Below are 17,116 nucleotides of genomic sequence, written 5' to 3' on the forward strand. Positions count from 1 at the left end.
ATTCTTGGCGTCCTTGGCGTCTTGGCGGTTCTAACCTCTTAAATCTCCGCGACTTGTTCGCCGAAGACGCGTTCGAGGCCGGATAGCAAAGGGTCGCTGACGTCGACGCGGAAGTCGCGGAGGGCGAGGATCGCTTCGGCGCCGTTGGTCAAGGTGACGACGACCACCACGGGGCAGGCGCCTTGGCTCTCGCTGAAGAGGCGCTTCATCTCGTCGAGATCCGAGGGGCGCGTTTTGTCCTCGCGCAGGCGGATGGTCATGCGCTCGGTGTGGCTTGCGACGACCTTCGAAAGAGGTTCGACCTCGTTGAGGAAGATGGTCGGCTCGCGGTTGGCATCGTCGTCTTCTTCGCCGGCGTCGTCGTCGCGTCGGGGGAAGCTGACCTTGCCGGTGACGACCACGGGCTCGCCGCCGGTGAGCAGGTGCGCGTACGTGTCGATCTCGCGACCGCGCACCTTGACGTTGACGCGACCCGAGGAATCCTCGAGCTCGAAAAAGGCCAGTTTTCCAGGGCTTGCGCCGGGCTTTGGCGGTCCGCCGCCCTTGTTGTCACGCAGGATCTTCTCGCGGTAGCCCTCCACCATGCCGCAGAGGCGCACCTTGGCCCAGTCGTCCATGCCCGCGCAGTCGGTGCAGTGATTGAGCTCGTGGCGCGCGTACGCGGCCTTGTCGCGCAGGTAGCGCTCGACGGGATGGCCCGAGACGTAGAAGCCCAAGGATTGCCGCTCGCGAACCAGCATTTCCTTCTGGTCCCAGGGCAGGCTCTCCACGTAGTCACCGGCGCTCTGCGAGGCGAATCCCCCCTTGCCGTTGCTGCCGTTGGCTCCGTTCGTCGCTCGCGGTGCGGCATCGAAGAGACCGAAAAGGTTCGTCTGCCCGCGCTCGCGGTCGCGGCTGGCCGCCCGTGAGCGCTCCAGCGCAATGTCGATCGACGCGAAGGCCCGCGCGCGCGAAATGCCGAACCCTTTCAGCGTGCCGTCGAACGCCCCGCACTGCACCAGGGCCTCGAGCACGCTGCGGTTGATCTTCTTCGCATCGACGCGCGAGCCGAAGTCGAACAAGTCCGCGAAGGGCCCCCCCGCCGTACGCGCCTCGAACAGCGTCTCCAATGCCGCGCCACCGAGACCGCGCACCGCGCCCAAGCCGAAGCGGATCTGCGGACCCAATGGGTCGCGCACCTTGTCGGCCCTGGAGAGCTTCTTGTTCCCCTCCGGGTGCGTGTAGACGACCTTGAAGTCCGTGTCGCTCTCATTGACGTCCGGCGGAAGCACGGTCACGTCGAGCGCGCGCGCATCGGCGATGGTGCGCACCACCTTCTCGATGCGCTCCTTGTCGCTGGTCATGATCGCGCAGAGAAGCTCGGCCGGGTAATGCGCCTTCAGGTACGCCGTCTGGTACGTGATGAGCGCGTACGCCGCGCTGTGCGACTTGTTGAAGCCGTATCCGGCGAAGTACTCGAGCAGACCGAAGATGCGGTCCGCATCCTCCTGGGTCACGCCCTTCTTCAGAGCGCCCTCGACGAAGGTGCTCTTCTGCTTGGCCATCTCCTCGGGCTTCTTTTTGCCCATGGCGCGGCGGAGCAGGTCGGCGCCACCCAGGCTGTAGCCCGCGAGCGCTTGCGCGATCTGCATGACCTGCTCTTGGTAAACGATGACGCCGTATGTGGGCACGAGCAGCTCGTCCACCAGATCGTGCATCTTGGCGATGGGCGCACGCCCGTGCTTGCGGTTGACGAAGTCCTGAACCATGCCGGTGCCGAGAGGCCCCGGTCGGTAGAGGGCCACGGCGGCGACGATGTCCTCGAACGAGTCCGCTTTCAGGTCCTTGAAGAGCTGCTGCATGCCGCTCGACTCGAGCTGGAACACGCCCTTGGTTTCGCCCGAGCCCATGAGGGCATATGTCGGTTTGTCGTCGAGCGGGATGGTCGCAATGTCGAACGTGCGACCTTCGCGTTTGATGTCCGGCCGCCCGTTGATGAGCCGCGTCGCAATGTCGATGACCGTCAGGGTCTTCAGACCGAGAAAGTCGAACTTGACGAGGCCGGCCTGCTCGACGTCATCCTTGTAGTACTGCGTGACGTACGCGCCCGTCTTCTCGTCGCGGAAGACCGGCACGTGGTCCCAGAGCGGACCTTCGCTGATGACGATGCCGGCAGCGTGTTTTCCGGCGTGCCGCGTGAGGCCTTCGAGCTTGCGCGATTGGTCGACGAGCTCCTTGGTGACCGGCTCCGTGTCGTACTTGGCTTTGAGCTTCGGCTCGACCTCGAGGCTCTCCGCGATGGTGTACGTCTCCGCCGGCGACTTGCGCGGAATCAGGTTGGCGAGTGCCTGCGCTTCGATGGGCGTGATGCCCATCGATCGGGCCACGTCCTTGATGACGCTCTTGGCCTTGAGCTCGGCGAAGGTGGCAATCTGCCCGACGCTCACTTCGCCGTAGCGCTTCTGCACGTACGCGATGACCTGATCGCGGCGATCCATGCAGAAGTCGACGTCGAAGTCGGGCATGCTCACGCGTTCCGGGTTGAGGAAGCGCTCGAACAGCAGGTTGTACGGAATCGGATCGAGGTCGGTGATGCGCATGGCATACGCGACGATCGAGCCGGCACCCGAACCGCGGCCCGGTCCGACGGGGATGCCGTTTTCTTTGGCGTAGCGGATGAAGTCCCAGACGATGAGGAAGTACCCCGGGAACTTCATCTTGCTGATGACGTCGAGCTCGAGCCGCAGACGCGCACGGTAGGCGTCGCGGTCGATCTTCTTGCCCATCGCCTCGAGCTCTTTGAAGCGCGCATCGAGGCCTTCGGCAGCGACGTGGCGGAAGTAGCCTTCGGTGTCGAAGCCCTCCGGCACCTTGAAGTTCGGCAGCATGGGCTCGCCGAGCTTCAGTTTCACGGCCGCACGCTCGGCGATTTGCAGTGTGTTCTTCACTGCGTCGGGCCAGGCGGAGAACTTCGAGGCCATCTCCGCCGGCGTCTTCAGGTACATCTCGCTCGAGCCGTGGTGGCGCTCTTTGGCCTCGGCGTACGAGCGACCCGACTTGATGCACGAGAGGTACAGATGCGCCTCGGCATCTTCGCGTGCGGCGTAGTGCACGTCGTTGGTGGCCACGAGCGGCAATTCGAGTTTCCGCGCGTTCTCAATCATGATTTCATTGAGAACGGGCTGCTCGATCAAACCGTGATCTTGCAGCTCGACGTACAAGCTTCCCGGCTCGAACATGTCGCGCAGCTTGGAGAGCGCATCGAGACCGGCGGACGGACCTTCTTCGAGCACGCGCTGCGGGACGAGGCCGCCCATGCAGCCGGTGAGGCAGATGAGGCCTTTCGTGTGGTCGGCCACGTCCGTCATGCGCACGCACGTGGAGCCCGCCGGTCCAGCCGGGTCGGGATCGATCTGGCCTTTCGAGACCAACCAGACGAGGTTCTTGTAGCCCTCGAGCGAGGAGGCGATGAGCGGTAGGTGGCGGCTGTGCCGGCCATCGGCCACTTCGATTTCGCAGCCCAGGATGGCTTGGACGCCTGCGTCCTTGGCGGCCTTGTAAAAAGAAATCGCGCCGAACATGTTGGCGTGGTCGGTGATCGCCACGGCCTTCATCCCAGCGCCCGCCACGCGCTTGACGAGATCCTTCACCTTCACCGCGCCGTCCAGCATCGAATACTGGGTGTGCACGTGAAGATGAACAAACTCGTCGGCCATCAGGTCTCCTGGGAGAGCCGACGCGTAGCACGACCCGAGGTAAGAGTCAGCCAAGAGCTCAGCAAGGAGGAATTCTCATGAAAAATGTACGTGCAGTACTCCTCGGGCTGGCCGCGGCCGCGTCCGGCGCGCTTCTCCCCTTACTCTTGCAAGGTTGCTCGAGTGACAGCGGCGGCGGTGGGGGTGGTGGCGGCGGCGCGGGAAATCCCGACAGCGGGGGCGGCGGCGGGGGTGCGCAACTGCAGCATCCGCCGGCGCCTCCGAGTGGACCTGCGACCGGATCGACAGAAGAGCGCAACTTCGCCGTTGACAAGATTTTCATTGGCACGACCGACCGAAATGGTGCCGCGAGCGACGATGCCTGGAAGAACTACGGCTACGATCTGGACGGCAAGGCGACGACGAAGACCTCGACCGACGTGTGCACGCCGATGAGCAAGGCCGCACAAGAAGACGGCGTCCGAGGCATCGACAACTCCTTCGGGGCCAACATTCTGCGCCTTCTTCCGTACCTGACGCAGACGCCGCAAGAGGACATCAATGCGGCGATCACGAAGGGCTCGTTCACCATGTTGCTCGACGTGAAGGGGCTGAGCAGCGACACGAAGCAGACGGCCTCGGGAACGAGCGGGTTCCTTCTCGGCGGGTCCAAGTTCGACGGGACGCCGAGCTTCGCCCCTTCGGACAACTGGCCGGTGCTCTTCGAATCGGTGACCGATCCGGGCGATGCGCGAAGCGCGAAAATTCGCTTCCCCGATGCCTACGTCTCTGGCGGCGTGTGGGTGAACAACAACGCGGGTGACGTGCCGCTCTCGCTGGACCTGCAGACGGGAACCGTGAATCTGACGATCCGAAAGACGATCATCACGTTCGAGCACAACGGCACCGGCGGAGCCGTCAATGGAACCATCGCGGGCGTGCTCGACACGAACGAGTTCATCGACGCGCTCAAACCTTTGGCCGCGGGCCTCAACCAGTGCGCGGTGGTGGCGCAGGCGTCCGGGTTGATCAAGCAGGCCTCGGACATCATGTCCGACGGGACGAACGCTCCCGGCAAAGCATGCAACGGCATCTCCATCGGCCTCGGCTTCACCGCCAAGCAGATTGCGCCGCCCCAAAAAGTCGCCGCCAAGCTGCCGCCCGGCGAAACGAAAACCTGCCCGTAACCCACTCGCGTCGCTTCTACAGAGAGAGAATTCACCGGAAGACGGGAAGACGGGAAGACGGGAAGGAAGAGAGAATTTTTGGTTTTTCCGTCGGCCCACCTGGCCGATTGAAATCCAAAAAACCTTCCCGTCTTCCTGTGAATCCTCTTCTTCGAACAATGGTGCTAGCTCGACCGCGCCCGGGCGATGATGTGGTGGGCGAGGTGCAAGGCCAAGGTGTAGATGCCGATTTGCGGCGGGCCTCCGATGCTCGTGGGGAACAAGGAGCCGTCGGCCACGAAGAGACCGCGGACGTGGTGGTGTTCGCCGGTGGGGCCGACGACGCTGCGCTTGGGATCGGTGCCCATGCGCATCGTGCCCATGGGGTGGACGGCGGTGAGGGGTAACTCGTGCGGTCGAACGAAGCCCGTGTCGAGGCGATCGAGCTCGCCGGGCTCACGCATGCGATGCGGAAAGACGGCGGGGATGACCACGTCGCGTGCGCCGGCCGCAAAGAGGATGCGGGCGCAGGCCACGAGGCCCTTGCCCAGTTGCGCGCGATCGGCGTCGTTCATGACGTAGCGGATCTTGGGGCGGTCCCCTGCCCCGAGCACCACGCGGCCCTCCGTTTCGTCGTGCACGAGCGCGGTGAGCACGGCGAGCTTGCCGTAGTCGCGCATGGCCCGCATGTGCGACGCACCGAAACCGGGCAGCGCGGACGCTGCGCCGATGGGGTGCGCAAAGGCGGGGACGATCCACACGCGCCGATCGCTGCCCCGTTCGAAGGAGAGAAACTCGGTGCACTCGTACGACTGCGGGATGCCGTCGTAGCTTGCCAACGTGCGATCGAAGATGCCCGCGACGGCGGCCCCGGGATGCACGTGAAGGCCGCGACCGATTTGATCGTGCGGATCGGGCACGCCGCTCGCGAGCGCCAACGCGGCGGAGCCGGTGGCGCTGGCTGCGAGCACGACGACCTTGGCGCGGATGCGCGCATTGGCGATGTGCTCACCATTCTCGCCGAGCACCACGCCTTCGAGGCCGGTGACCCGCCCGCCTTCGACGTGAATGCGCGTGGCGCGCACGTCGGCGTAGATGCGTGCGCCGGCGGCCGCCGCCTGCGGGAGCACGATCTTGAGCGCGTTCTGTTTGGCGTCGTAGCTGCATCCGAGCTCGCAGAAGCCGCTCCTCTGGCAGCCGACCCGATTGTGCTTCAGTGGCCCACCGCGCCACCCGAGTCGCTCGGCGCCGAGGCGCAACACCTCGTTGTTCGCGTTCCGATCGGCCGCGGGGATCTCGGAGACGGAGAGATCGGCCTCGATGCGCGCGAAGCTCGGGGCGAGCACCTCGGGGCGCACATCGCCGAGCCCGAAGTCGTCCGCCCACGCCGACAAGATGGCGTCGGGAATGCGCTTGCACAAATTCGTATTGTGGATCGTGCTGCCGCCCACGCCACGGCCCTGCAAAATGCGAATGGCCAGATCTTCGGTGGTGCGCCCGCCTTGCTCCTGGAAAAGGAGGGCGAGCATCCGTTCCTCGCGTTGATTGAAATCGGCCGTGGTGTGGTAACCACCCTCCTCGAGGGCCACGGCATCGATCCCGGCGCGCGCGAGTTCGCGCAAGGCGATGGATCCGCCCGCCCCCGTGCCCACGACGACGGCCTCGGTGTCCAGCACGAGATCCGCGTGCAGCTGGCGTCCGCGAACCGCGAGCTCGGTCACGGGCGATTCACCCATGGCCCCGGGTAGCCGAGGATCGTCCACGTGCGCGGATCGCGGTAGTACCCCATGAAGACCAGCGATTTGAGTCCTTCGAAGCCGGCGCGCAAGAGCAGCGTCGACGACTGCTCGAGCGATGTCAGGACGCGATCTTGATCGGCCGCGGGCAAGCGCGAAAAGCGGGCGCCCAATCCCAGGGCGAGGGGCGCCACATGCTCGAGCACCGCGAGAAAGCGCAGGAGATCTCTTCGCATGTCCGCCGGCAGCTTGGCGACGTAGCCATCGACGAAACCCGCCACGTCGGTGTCGTCCGCGGAGGGAATGTTGGCATCTTCGGGTGCGTCCGCCGCCGCGATGCGCCGCGCGGCGTGCTCCACCACGACGACGTGCCAGGGCGAAAGCGCGACGAGTCGCCCAGCCCGCACCGGGTCGAGAACGTACCCGCGCGTGCGAACGAACGCGACGACCGAGCCCGTTCCCACGAGGAGACCGCCCACGATGCCAAGCCGCATGAACCGCCGGCGCGAAACAATCACGACGCCTGCGAGGCTACATGTGCACTGGATAAAGTCACTCCTCTTGCGCTTCTCCGCACACCCTGCGATACCCCAATACGTGATCTTGTTCGGTCTGACTGGCGGGCTCGCGTCGGGCAAGAGCGCAGTGGCAGCGCGACTTCGGTCGTCCGGTCTGCCTGTGCTCGATGCCGACCAGCTCGCACGAGACGTGGTGGCCAAAGGCACGGAGGGCCTAAGCGCCGTGGTGGCTGCATTCGGCGAAGACGTGCTCACCCCCGATGGTGTGCTCGACCGGCCAAAAATGGCCAAGCTCGTGTTCGCCGACGCGGACAAACGCAGGCTGCTCAATGGCATCGTGCATCCACGCATCGGTGCGCTCACGCAAGAGCGGGCCCGCGTATTGGCTGAGCAAGGCGAGCCGCTCGCATGCTACGAGGCGGCCTTGCTGGTCGAGAACGGACTTGCCGACGCCTTTCGCCCTCTCGTTGTGGTGGCTGCATCCCCTTCGGTGCAGCTCGCCCGCGCAATGGCGCGAGATGGTGAAGCCGAAGAGCAAGTAAAAGGCCGGCTCGCCGCGCAAATGCCGCTCGAGGCCAAAGTGGCAGTGGCCGATTACGTCATCCAGAACGACGGGCCGCTCGAGGACCTCGAACGCGAAACCGACCGAGTGCTTTCGAGCATCTGCGCCCGCGTGGGGGTCGACGCCGCACGATACGGGAGGTGGTCGAGGTGATAGGCTTCGTTTGGAAATGAGCGGCGGCGGTCCTGTGAACAAACACATGACCGGCGTTTCCTCTTCGTACCATGGAGAGGGAGCGGCGGAGCGAACGCCCGGAGAAAACTCCGGCTCGACCCACCCGGGGCTGGTGCTGCTCTACGCGCCGAACTTCGAGCAATTCCACCCGGCCTACGTCTTCACCGTGCCCGAGCTCATCATCGGACGCGACGCAACCAATCCGATCTGTGTGCCGGAGCAGGCCGTGAGCCGCCAACACGCGCGCATCTCCTACGTGGAGGGCCGGTGGATGCTGTCGGACATGGGAAGCCGCAATGGCACCATGGTGGCGGGACGCTTCATCGGCGAGCACGCGCTGGAAAACCTCGACGAGATTCGCATCGGCGATGCCATTTTCAAGTTCGTCGCCGCGGGCGCCGAGCAATACGTGCGCTACCGCATCGACGGTGCCATCTTCGGCGAGAAGCGCGCGCGGCAATTGAACGAGCTCGTGGGCGGCTGTCAGATGGACGCCATCGCCGCCGACGTCGAGCGCATCGCGCCGACGGAGCTCTCGTGCCTGGTGCTTGGCGAGACGGGCACCGGCAAAGAGGTGGTGGCGCGCGGCATCCATCGCGTCTCGGGGCGGCGGGGCTCGTTCCAGGCGATCAACTGCGCGGCCATCCCGCACAACCTGCTCGAGAGCGAGCTTTTCGGCTACCGGCGGGGCGCCTTCTCCGGTGCCGATCGCGACAAGCCCGGGCTCATCAAACTCGCCGACGGCGGCACGCTCTTCCTCGACGAGATTGGCGACATGCCGCTCGAAGCGCAGGCCAAGCTGCTGCGCGTGCTGCAGATGCGGGAGGTCTTTCCGCTGGGCGGCACCACGGCCGACAAAGTCGACATCCGCGTCGTGTGCGCCACCCACCGGGATCTCTACACCCAGGTTCGCGATGGCCGCTTTCGTGGCGACCTCTTTGCGCGCCTCAACGAGCACGTGGTGCGCCTGCCCCCACTGCGCGAGCGCAAAGAAGACGTGATGCTGCTCGCGCGCAGTTTCGCCGCACGCTACGGCGCGCCGCGCATGTCCTTCACCTTCAGCGTGCTCGTGGCGCTGATGCACTACAACTGGCCTTTCAACGTGCGAGAGCTCGAGAGCTGCATCAAGCGCGGCGTTGCTTTGTCGGGCCCCGCCGGCGGCAGCATCCTCGATGCCCCGCACCTCCCCGACGCCATCGCCGAGTTCATGAAAGGCTACGGCGTGCGCCCGCCCCCCGACGGCCTCGGCCCCTCTTCCCTCGCCCCGATACCTTCGTTGCCAGGGCAACCAATTAGCCAAGCGCAACCCAGCCGCCGCGGCGCCCCCACCGAAGAGGAATTGCGCGAGCTGCTCACCCGCCACCGCGGAAACATTGCGGCCGTCGGGCGGGAATTGGGCAAGGAGCGCATGCAGGTGCACCGCTGGTTGAAGAAGTATGGGATCGATCTGGAGAAGTACCGCTAGGCGCTGAATCGCGCCAAGCGATTGGCGCAACCTGTCCCACGGTCGCGTGACGGATCGGGCGGGGCCGGACCAAATCCAGGAGAACACGACACACACCGTTCTTCCGGAGAGGTCCCATGCGATTCATCCCTGCCGTCTTTGCCTTGTCTGCTTTCACCCTCGCCGCGTGCGCCTCCAACAGCAGCCCCGACTCCGACCATGCCGCGGTGTCCGGGGACGCAACATCCGAAACGGAGCTTGCCTGCAGCAAGACGGTGGTGCCGTCCAATCTTCCGGCCAACCTTTGCGACACACCGGCCGCCAACGACCTCACGCTCGAAGAATGGCTGGACACGACCAAGTGCGACGCGGTCGTCGGCCAAGGCGCGGGCGCCCCCGAGATCTGCGTGCGCATCGGTCGAAACGTGAACATCCAGCGGTTCATACCGCTCTCCCCGGGCGGCCCATACCAAGCGCGGGCGATCGCCGTGGTCGCAACCAACGACATGACCGTGGACGGCCCCGTCAGCGTCGCCGCGTTCGAGTCCAATGACGGGTCGATGTTTTACGACGAGAGCGGGCCAGGCGCGCCCGATCCGCGCGGCGCGGGAGGCTCCGCGGGCGGCGGCGGACACGTCACCGCGGGAGGTGGCTCCAACGGTGGCCCCGCGTATGGCAGCGACACGGCGATTCCCCTCGTCGGCGGCTCCCGCGGCGGCTCGACCTATATCGGAGTGCCGGGTGGCACGGGCGGCGGCGGCGGCGGCGCGGTGCAACTGGTGGCCTGTCATCGGCTCACCGTCACCGCCAACGCCACCATCGACGCCGGCGGCGGCGGCGGGCAAGCCGGGGGATTCGGCACGCCCCCGGAACTCAGCGGAGGGGCCGGAGGTGGGGGCGGCAGCGGCGGAACGATCCTGCTCGAGGCTGCACGGATGAACATCAAGGGCGCTCTAGGCGCCAACGGCGGTGGGGGTGGTGGCGGAGGTGGTAGCTCGTCTCCGCCCACGGGGATCTGCGACAGCGGCGGCCCCGGCACGCGGGGAACGGTCACCACGTCCCCTGCAAGCGGCGGTTCTCCCGCCGGCGGCGGCGGCGGCGGGCAAGGTGGAACGGGCACGAGTCCTCCGGCCGCGGGCTCCCCGTCCCAGTGCGACTTGTCCCGCCCCGCAGGACCGGGTGGCGGTGGCGGAGCGGTGGGCCGCATCCGACTCAACGTGCTCGCGGGCACGCAGCCCGACATCGCGGGGGCCGTATTCAGCCCCGGTCCATCCATTGGGACCGTCGCGACGCACTGAGGCTAGGGCGCGTCTTCTTCGCCGAGGGCGGCGATCCTGTATCGCTCGCCCTCGCGGCGCAGCATCATCGTGATGACATCGCCGAAGTATCGCTCGCCGGCAACGCGTGCGGCGGCGACGGGGATGCGCAGGAGCACGTCCCCTTCCCTCATTTCGGCCGGGCGCGCGGGCACGTTGGCGCCGGCCGCGTTCTGCGCGGTGTAGCGCTCGATGGAGTCGAGATCGACCACCTCGGTGCCGACCAATTTGGAATAGTCGAGATTCCGAAAGCGCGCGCGCCACCCGTCGACGATGGCGGAACGCGACTTGGTGCCCTTGGCATCGAGCAGCACGGCGTCGAACGTGAGGAGGCCGATGAGCGCGTCCGCGTCCTCGCGCTGGAAGGCGGACACGAAGGCGCGCACGACGTCGAACATCGCGTCGTCGCCCAAGGGCTCGCGCAACGCGACCACCCCGCGCGCACCGGCGCGATCCGTCGCCAGCGGGATGGCCGGCGGTGGGTCGAGCACGACCCCATCGGGGCGCCGCGGCTCGGGCGGAGCCTCCGGCGCCGTCACCGCCGTGACGGGCGCCGAACGGCAACCCGCCAAGGCGGGAAGCAGCACGGCCAGCGCCAGACTAAAGAACTTCGATTTTTGGATCGTCCCCACGCGTAAGCGTCACGATGGCACGATCAGGAATCTTCTTCCACCGTGCCAGGTTGGCCTTCGATGATGCGGAGCCCGCCCCGCCTTCACCTGCCACCCCGTTGGATGCGTCTTCCAGATCGCTCGCGAGCAGGACGAAATGCATATGGGCCAGCTCGGGAGCGCGGCGACGGAGTTGCAGGTCGTCACCGATGAGCGCGTCCGCGTCGGCCTTGCCCGAGAACTGGCGGTAGGCCATCGCGTCGTTGCGGTGCAGCGCCACGATGACGTCGCCGTTGGTGACCAGCGTATTGAGCGCCCCCGGCTCCGCACCTATCTCGGCCGTCATGCCGTCGACGACGGAAAGAGTCGAACGCAGCGCGTCGCGCACCACGCCTTCTTCGATGCTCATGTCCTCCAGGCGGCCTGCGTCATGAAGGAACGACAGGAACACGTGGAAGACGATCTCCGCGTCCGTCTCGCCGCGGATGCCTCCGCGGAGAAACTCGGGCACGCTCGCCGCGAGCCGCTCTTTGATGCCCTCGAAGCCCGACACGGTGCCGGTCTGGGCAAAGAGCCACTGACGGTACCGAAATGGATGCGTGTTCTCGGTGCGAAGCGACCCCACGGTCGCCTGCCGCACGTGGCCGATGAGGATGTCGGCCCGAACGTCATGTGCGTTCTTGGCGACATCGATCTCCGGGCGGTCGTCGATGGGGCGGCGGCGGATCAGCACCTCTCCGCCTTGGTAGAAGCCCATGCCCCAGCCCAGAGGCCCGCCGCCGCCGCTCTTCGCGACGCCGCCGCTGGCACCGAGACCAGGCGCGCGCGCGTGCACGCACAACGCGTCCGCCTCGGAGGCGAGAACACGTGCGGCGAGATCCGCGCGATTGCCGATGAGTCCGAACAGCCTTGCCATGGGGGTCTCTCTTTCTCCTGCCAGTAAGTGAACCGGTTCCCCCTACGTAGACCTTACGTAGTGCCCCCACGCCCGCGCCACTTCTTCATGACGAAAAACTGGCACCGAAATGCAACAAAGGTGGGACATGAGGCGACGTCCGTCATCCTAAGGAACTACCACCAAGACGTGGGTGGTGGACCAAGATAAATGTCGGCGCGTCGCGCGAGGTTACCTCGCAAACTCGAACGCTTGGATGTTTGTCTGTGACAACGCCGGCTCTGCGAAGGTGCAAGTTTGACCTCGCTGGGTTTCGCGAGAGGCGACGCCACATAGAGGAGTGCACTCTCCGTACCAAGCCACCGGTCACGATTAAGCATGTCGCGCTTTCAAGTTTGGTCAAGTTTGCTCAAGAGTCGCTCTCGTGATTCGGCGCTTCCTTTCCCGTTGGATGAATCGGGGAGCGTGTGCTTGCAACGTCACGAGAGCTTTCAGCCGCGTGTGGAAGATGGGTGCCCTCGGCGGCATCAACGTTGCGAGGCACCGTGCGCGACACGCGTGACAGCGTGTCGATTGTGCGGCGCTCGGCCCGTCGTTCGAGTTCCCGCGCCAGCGCGCGCACACACCAGGGCGAAACCGCAGCCAGCACAAGCCCGACAGCCCATAGCGGGATAGCGGGGATGGCCGAGAAGACGGAGAAGGACGACATCGTCATGCAGCGGTCATTCTTGCGCAGCCCCATCGGCCGTGACGCGCAGAAGTTGCGCCTCGTCCCCGCGAGCAAGCCGACCAGGCGTGCACGACCTTTGAGCGATGGGAACTACTCGTCGCTCGCTTCCTTGGGTTGCAACAGGAACGGTACGACGTGTTCTTTCGCCTCGAAACGGCCGCGGTAGGCCGCCGCGGCTTGCTGGCTGGAGAACGGCCCGACGCGCACGCGGTACCAGGTACCACGACCCGAAACATGCGCTTCGCGGACATACGCCTTGTGACCCCGTGCACGCAGTTGGTCTGCAAACTTCGTTGCCTCTTGCGCAGAGCGGAAAGAGCTGATCTGCAACTGATAACCGCCCTCGTGCCCCACCGGCGCCGACGGCGCGGCCGCCTGACCGATCTGTCCTGATTCGCTTGCGGCTCGCGTCAATGCGTCACGCGGGCGCGTCACCACCGGCGATGGCTCGAGCACCGCCTGCGCCGGCAGCGGCACACTGGTCGAGGGCGCGGAGGACGACGACGCACTCGGCGCGGCCGACGACGCCGATGGAAAAGGCGCGACAGGCACCGGCGGTGCTGCGCCTGCATCGGCGAGCGCATTCGATGCGGCAAGCTTGGCGCTGTTGCCTCGGACCGCGGCGAGCGCTGTGGTCGGTCGATCTTTGTCGCTGAGGATCCCGGGAAACGTCACTTCGTGCGAGGCGAGATCCGTCGGGCGAAAGGCGGCGCCGGCCGGCGCGCGCTGCGCCACGAGATCGCTCAAGGGATCGACGTACGCGGGCGCGCTCGACCTCCGGCCCGAAAGCGCCGAGATCGCGAACACGACGCAAGCGCCGCCGATGGCGATGAACGCCAACGTTACACCGAGGGGAGTCTTCTCCACCTCCGCCTGCTCGGCCGGCGTCTCGGGGGTCGGATCTTGGTCCATGTCACGCCACGTCGTCTTTGTCGCCTGCGGCGTGGGGGCCTTCGGCGGCATCGCCGCCGTCGTCCTCCGCTGGACGTTCCATGCGCTCCGGTGCGCTCACGCCGAGAAGCTCGAGCGCGGCACGGTAGGCGACGCGCATCGCCTCCACCCATGCGAGGCGGGCGGCCGTCTTATCGTGGTCCCACTGCGCCTCCCATCCCTCGGCCGCGCGCTGCGAGGCCTGCGGCAGGATGGGATCCGTCTTGAGGCGTGTGAAATAGCTCTGAAAATCGCGCGCCAGCTCCTGCACGAAAAAGACCACCCGATGCGGCTCACGCAACGCGGCAGCCGTGCGCACCAGATCGGGAAACTCCGCCAGGCGCGACGCAATGGCCAATTCGTCCGGGTGAACCAACGAGGCCCACTCGTCCGGCGAAAGGTGGGTGCGCACTTGGATGCCCAGGCTCTCGGCCTTGCGCAGAATCGAGCACAGGCGCGCGTGGCCGTATTGAACGTAGAACACCGGATTGTCGAGGCTCTTTTTCTTCGCCAAGTCGATATCGAAGTCGACGTTGGAATTCGCATTGCGCGATAGGAAGAAAAAGCGGATCGCATCGCTGCCGGCGCCTTTTCGCCCCGCCGCCTCGTCGATTTCGTCCGCCACCTCCTCGATAGTGACGAAATTCCCCGCCCGCTTGGACGAGCGAACCATTTCACCATTCCGGTAAATGAATACCAATTGATAGAACAGGCACTCGAGCCGGTCGGCTGAGAAGCCCAAGGCCTCGACGGCATTGCGCATGCGCGGCTTGTAGCCGTGGTGATCGGCCCCCAGCACGATGATCATTTGGTCGTAGCCGCGACCGATCTTGTCCTTTGCGTAGCCGATATCGCTGGCGAAATAGGAATAGTCGCCATTGGATTTTTGCACGACGCGATCTTTGTCCTCCTGATCGCCTTTGGCGACGAAGAAGAGAGCGCCGTCTTTGCGGACGAGGTGACCATCGCGTTCGAGCTGGGCCAGCGCCATGGGCACGGCCCCCCAGCGGTGGAGCGACTCTTCGCTGAACCACACGTCGAAGTAAACGCCGAGGCTGGCCAGCGACGTGGAAATACCGGGAAGAACCTTGGAACCGTGGATGCCCCGCAGCATCCACGTCACGCAGGTGCGGCCGAGGGCTTCGGTGTCGCCGGAGAGCGCGGCGGGGTCGACCTGGGCAAGGTGCTGCGCGAGCTCTTTGACGTACTCGCCTTGGTAGCCGTCCTCCGGCACGTCGCGGCCGGCATGGATGGCCTTCACGCTTTCGGCGAAGAGTCGGATCTGATTGCCGCGATCGTTGATGTAGTACTCGCGCGTGACCCGCCAGCCGGTCGCCTCGAGCAGGCGACCGACCGAGTCGCCGTAGATGGCGTTGCGGCCGGAGGCGACGTTGATGGGACCGGTGGGGTTCGCGCTCACGAACTCGAGGTTCACGCGCTGCGGGCCGGCGGGCGCGCGCCCGAAGGCGGAACCGGCGCGGAGGACCGCATCGAGCTCCGCGTGGAAGGCGCGCGGGTGCAGCCGCAGGTTGATGAAACCGGGACCGGCGATCTCCGCCGACGCGATGATGGGATCGGATGCGAGTGCGCGCACGAGGGCTTCGGCCAGCGCGCGGGGCGCGAGCTTGACGCGCTTGTTCAGCACGAGGGCGATGTTGGTCGCGAAGTCACCGTGCTCGGGGCGCTTCGGGCGCTCCACGGTCCACGTGGCCTCGGCGCCGAGCCCATCCGCCGTCCCGACGGCGAAGGCTCCTTCTTGCGCAAGCCGGCTCAACGCGTGGTGCAACGATTCGCGGACTCGATCGATCAAGCTCATTCTCGACTCTTTCGGTAGCGCCGTCGCGCAAAATGGGCAATTTTTCTGCGGTTCCAGTGGAAACGGCCACGAATCGGGAACAATCCATCGACGTTTGCGGTAGGGAGTCGCTGTGCTTATTCCGCTTCTCTCGCTTGCTTCGCCGCGCAAACTCTCCGTCGCGGCGTTGGCGGTCCTTCCATTGGCCGCGTGCAGCTCGACCCCGCAGGCGACCCTGGCGCTTTCGGTTGGCGGCGAGGCCGATGCCTTTACCCGGGCCCCAGCCCCCACCACCTTGGTCGTCGACGCCCTCGACGTGACCTCGGGCGCGGTGTCGAAGAATCTGGCGCGCGCGCCCCTTCCGGCGTCGAACATCGACTTGGGGGATCAAAGCTCGTCGAACGCGGTGCGCATCCGCGCGAACGGCGTCGATGCGAACGGGCTCGTGCTCGTCACCGGCACCTCTGTGGCGCTCCAACTGGGTGCGCTCCAGGATTCCTCGCTTCCCATCTTCGTCCAGCGCACGTCGGAGTTCGCACGGATGCCCGCGCCCTTGAGCGTCGGGCGCGAGGCGCCGGTGCTCGCGAACGTGACGGGTCGGTTCGTGTTCGTGGCCGGGGGAAGCTCGCCGGCGAACGACAAGGCGAGCCAGCTTTACGACTTGGGAACGCTCGCCGCGTCGAACGGTCCAACGGCGATGCCGCGCACGCCGCGGAGCATGGCGGTTTACGACACCGCGGTGCTTTTGATCGACGATGCGGGAGCCTCGTCGTTCTCCCTCTCGAATGCCGCGTTGGCACCGGTGAATGTGACCCCGCCCGACGGCGGGACCTTCGCCGAGGTGGCGGGCGGCATCACCGTGCGTGCGCCGGATGCCACGCTCTACGTCGTCGGTGCCACGCGCGCGAGCGGGCCCACGGTGCGCATCCTCAAGGTCAACAAGGACGGCGTGGCATCGTTTGCCTCGCTCACGACCGCGCGTCGCGGCGCCGCGGCGGTGTGGGTCGAAGGTCGCGGCCTGGTGGTCGCCGGTGGAAGCGACACGGGGCCGGGCGTCGAAGTGTTGGCCCCCGGCGGCACGTCGGCGACGCCATTGGGCTACGCGTCCGATGCCACCACGGGGGCGGGCGCCGCCGCACTCAACGCGACGCACGTTCTTCTCGGCGGCGGGGTGGACGCGGCCGGACAACCTGCCGCCACACGTTCGATTGACCTCGCCTGCCCAACCTCGGCGTGCACGGCCACGACGTTCGACGCCAGCAAGGTCCCGATGGCGTTGCTGACCACGCAGGGATTCGATCTCGATCCGGACTCGGCGTTGTTCGTTGGAGACGATGCGGCCGGACTTAGCCACGCATTTCGCGTTTCGACCGCCAATGGCGGGAGCGCGAGCGAAATCCCATTCAAAATACCGCGCCGCGGCGCACGTGGAATACGGGTGAATCCGCCTGCGATCACCTTCGTGGGCGGCGACCCAACGGTGGAATCCTTTACGCCGTAGCCGGTGCATTGCGTTCGGGACGAATCTTGGAGTTGTCTCTAACGGTGCGACTTTTTTCGAAAGA

General features: G+C 66.0%; 12 protein-coding genes. 5 read left to right on the forward strand and 7 right to left on the reverse strand.

Features of this window, described 5'->3' with window-relative positions; translation table 11 throughout:
* Positions 1-38: 38 nt before the first annotated feature.
* On the reverse strand, positions 39-3,695 hold the full coding sequence (dnaE, locus tag LVJ94_22135; GenBank protein WXB09915.1) for a DNA polymerase III subunit alpha: 3,657 nt from the start codon (positions 3,693-3,695) through the stop codon (positions 39-41).
* 77 nt (positions 3,696-3,772) lie between these two features.
* Here dnaE and LVJ94_22140 point away from each other — a divergent pair, with 77 nt between their 5' ends.
* Entirely contained in the window at positions 3,773-4,861 is a 1,089-nt protein-coding gene (locus LVJ94_22140; protein WXB09916.1) for a hypothetical protein, read from the forward strand.
* Positions 4,862-5,025: 164 nt separating this feature from the next.
* Here LVJ94_22140 and LVJ94_22145 read toward each other — a convergent pair whose 3' ends face one another.
* Both LVJ94_22145 and LVJ94_22150 read right to left on the reverse strand, forming a co-directional pair.
* The gene (locus LVJ94_22145; protein WXB09917.1) at positions 5,026-6,576 is read right to left on the reverse strand and encodes a GMC family oxidoreductase; all 1,551 of its coding nucleotides are present in this window, start codon (positions 6,574-6,576) and stop codon (positions 5,026-5,028) included.
* On the reverse strand, positions 6,558-7,094 hold the full coding sequence (locus LVJ94_22150) for a gluconate 2-dehydrogenase subunit 3 family protein (protein ID WXB09918.1): 537 nt from the start codon (positions 7,092-7,094) through the stop codon (positions 6,558-6,560). Before LVJ94_22150 ends, LVJ94_22145 begins: the two co-directional genes overlap by 19 nt.
* A 79-nt stretch (positions 7,095-7,173) precedes the next feature.
* On the opposite strand from LVJ94_22150, the gene coaE reads away from it, so the two are divergent.
* From coaE to LVJ94_22165, 3 genes are all read left to right on the forward strand, one after another.
* Positions 7,174-7,809 carry a dephospho-CoA kinase gene (gene coaE, locus LVJ94_22155; GenBank protein ID WXB09919.1) on the forward strand — a complete coding sequence of 212 codons (636 nt, stop codon included), beginning with the start codon at positions 7,174-7,176 and terminating at the stop codon, positions 7,807-7,809.
* Positions 7,810-7,855: 46 nt separating this feature from the next.
* Entirely contained in the window at positions 7,856-9,295 is a 1,440-nt protein-coding gene (locus LVJ94_22160; protein WXB09920.1) for a sigma 54-interacting transcriptional regulator, read from the forward strand.
* 116 nt (positions 9,296-9,411) lie between these two features.
* Complete coding sequence (locus LVJ94_22165) at positions 9,412-10,572, forward strand: hypothetical protein (GenBank protein WXB09921.1); 1,161 nt, start codon at positions 9,412-9,414, stop codon at positions 10,570-10,572.
* A 2-nt stretch (positions 10,573-10,574) separates the two neighbouring features.
* Here LVJ94_22165 and LVJ94_22170 read toward each other — a convergent pair whose 3' ends face one another.
* From LVJ94_22170 to argS, 4 genes are all read right to left on the reverse strand, one after another.
* Positions 10,575-11,222 carry a hypothetical protein gene (locus tag LVJ94_22170; GenBank protein ID WXB09922.1) on the reverse strand — a complete coding sequence of 216 codons (648 nt, stop codon included), beginning with the start codon at positions 11,220-11,222 and terminating at the stop codon, positions 10,575-10,577.
* Positions 11,191-12,117, reverse strand: a complete 927-nt coding sequence (locus tag LVJ94_22175) for a class II glutamine amidotransferase (GenBank protein ID WXB09923.1) — start codon at positions 12,115-12,117, stop codon at positions 11,191-11,193. Before LVJ94_22175 ends, LVJ94_22170 begins: the two co-directional genes overlap by 32 nt.
* A gap of 799 nt (positions 12,118-12,916) precedes the next feature.
* Complete coding sequence (locus LVJ94_22180; protein ID WXB09924.1) at positions 12,917-13,738, reverse strand: SPOR domain-containing protein; 822 nt, start codon at positions 13,736-13,738, stop codon at positions 12,917-12,919.
* A gap of 1 nt (position 13,739) precedes the next feature.
* The gene (gene argS / locus LVJ94_22185) at positions 13,740-15,572 is read right to left on the reverse strand and encodes an arginine--tRNA ligase (protein WXB09925.1); all 1,833 of its coding nucleotides are present in this window, start codon (positions 15,570-15,572) and stop codon (positions 13,740-13,742) included.
* A gap of 112 nt (positions 15,573-15,684) precedes the next feature.
* Between argS and LVJ94_22190 the strand changes: the two genes are divergently transcribed.
* Positions 15,685-17,052 carry a hypothetical protein gene (locus LVJ94_22190; protein ID WXB09926.1) on the forward strand — a complete coding sequence of 456 codons (1,368 nt, stop codon included), beginning with the start codon at positions 15,685-15,687 and terminating at the stop codon, positions 17,050-17,052.
* Positions 17,053-17,116: the final 64 nt, after the last annotated feature.

The organism is Sorangiineae bacterium MSr11367, assembly GCA_037157805.1.
Classification (GTDB): Bacteria; Myxococcota_A; Polyangia; order Polyangiales; family Polyangiaceae; genus Pendulispora; species Pendulispora rubella.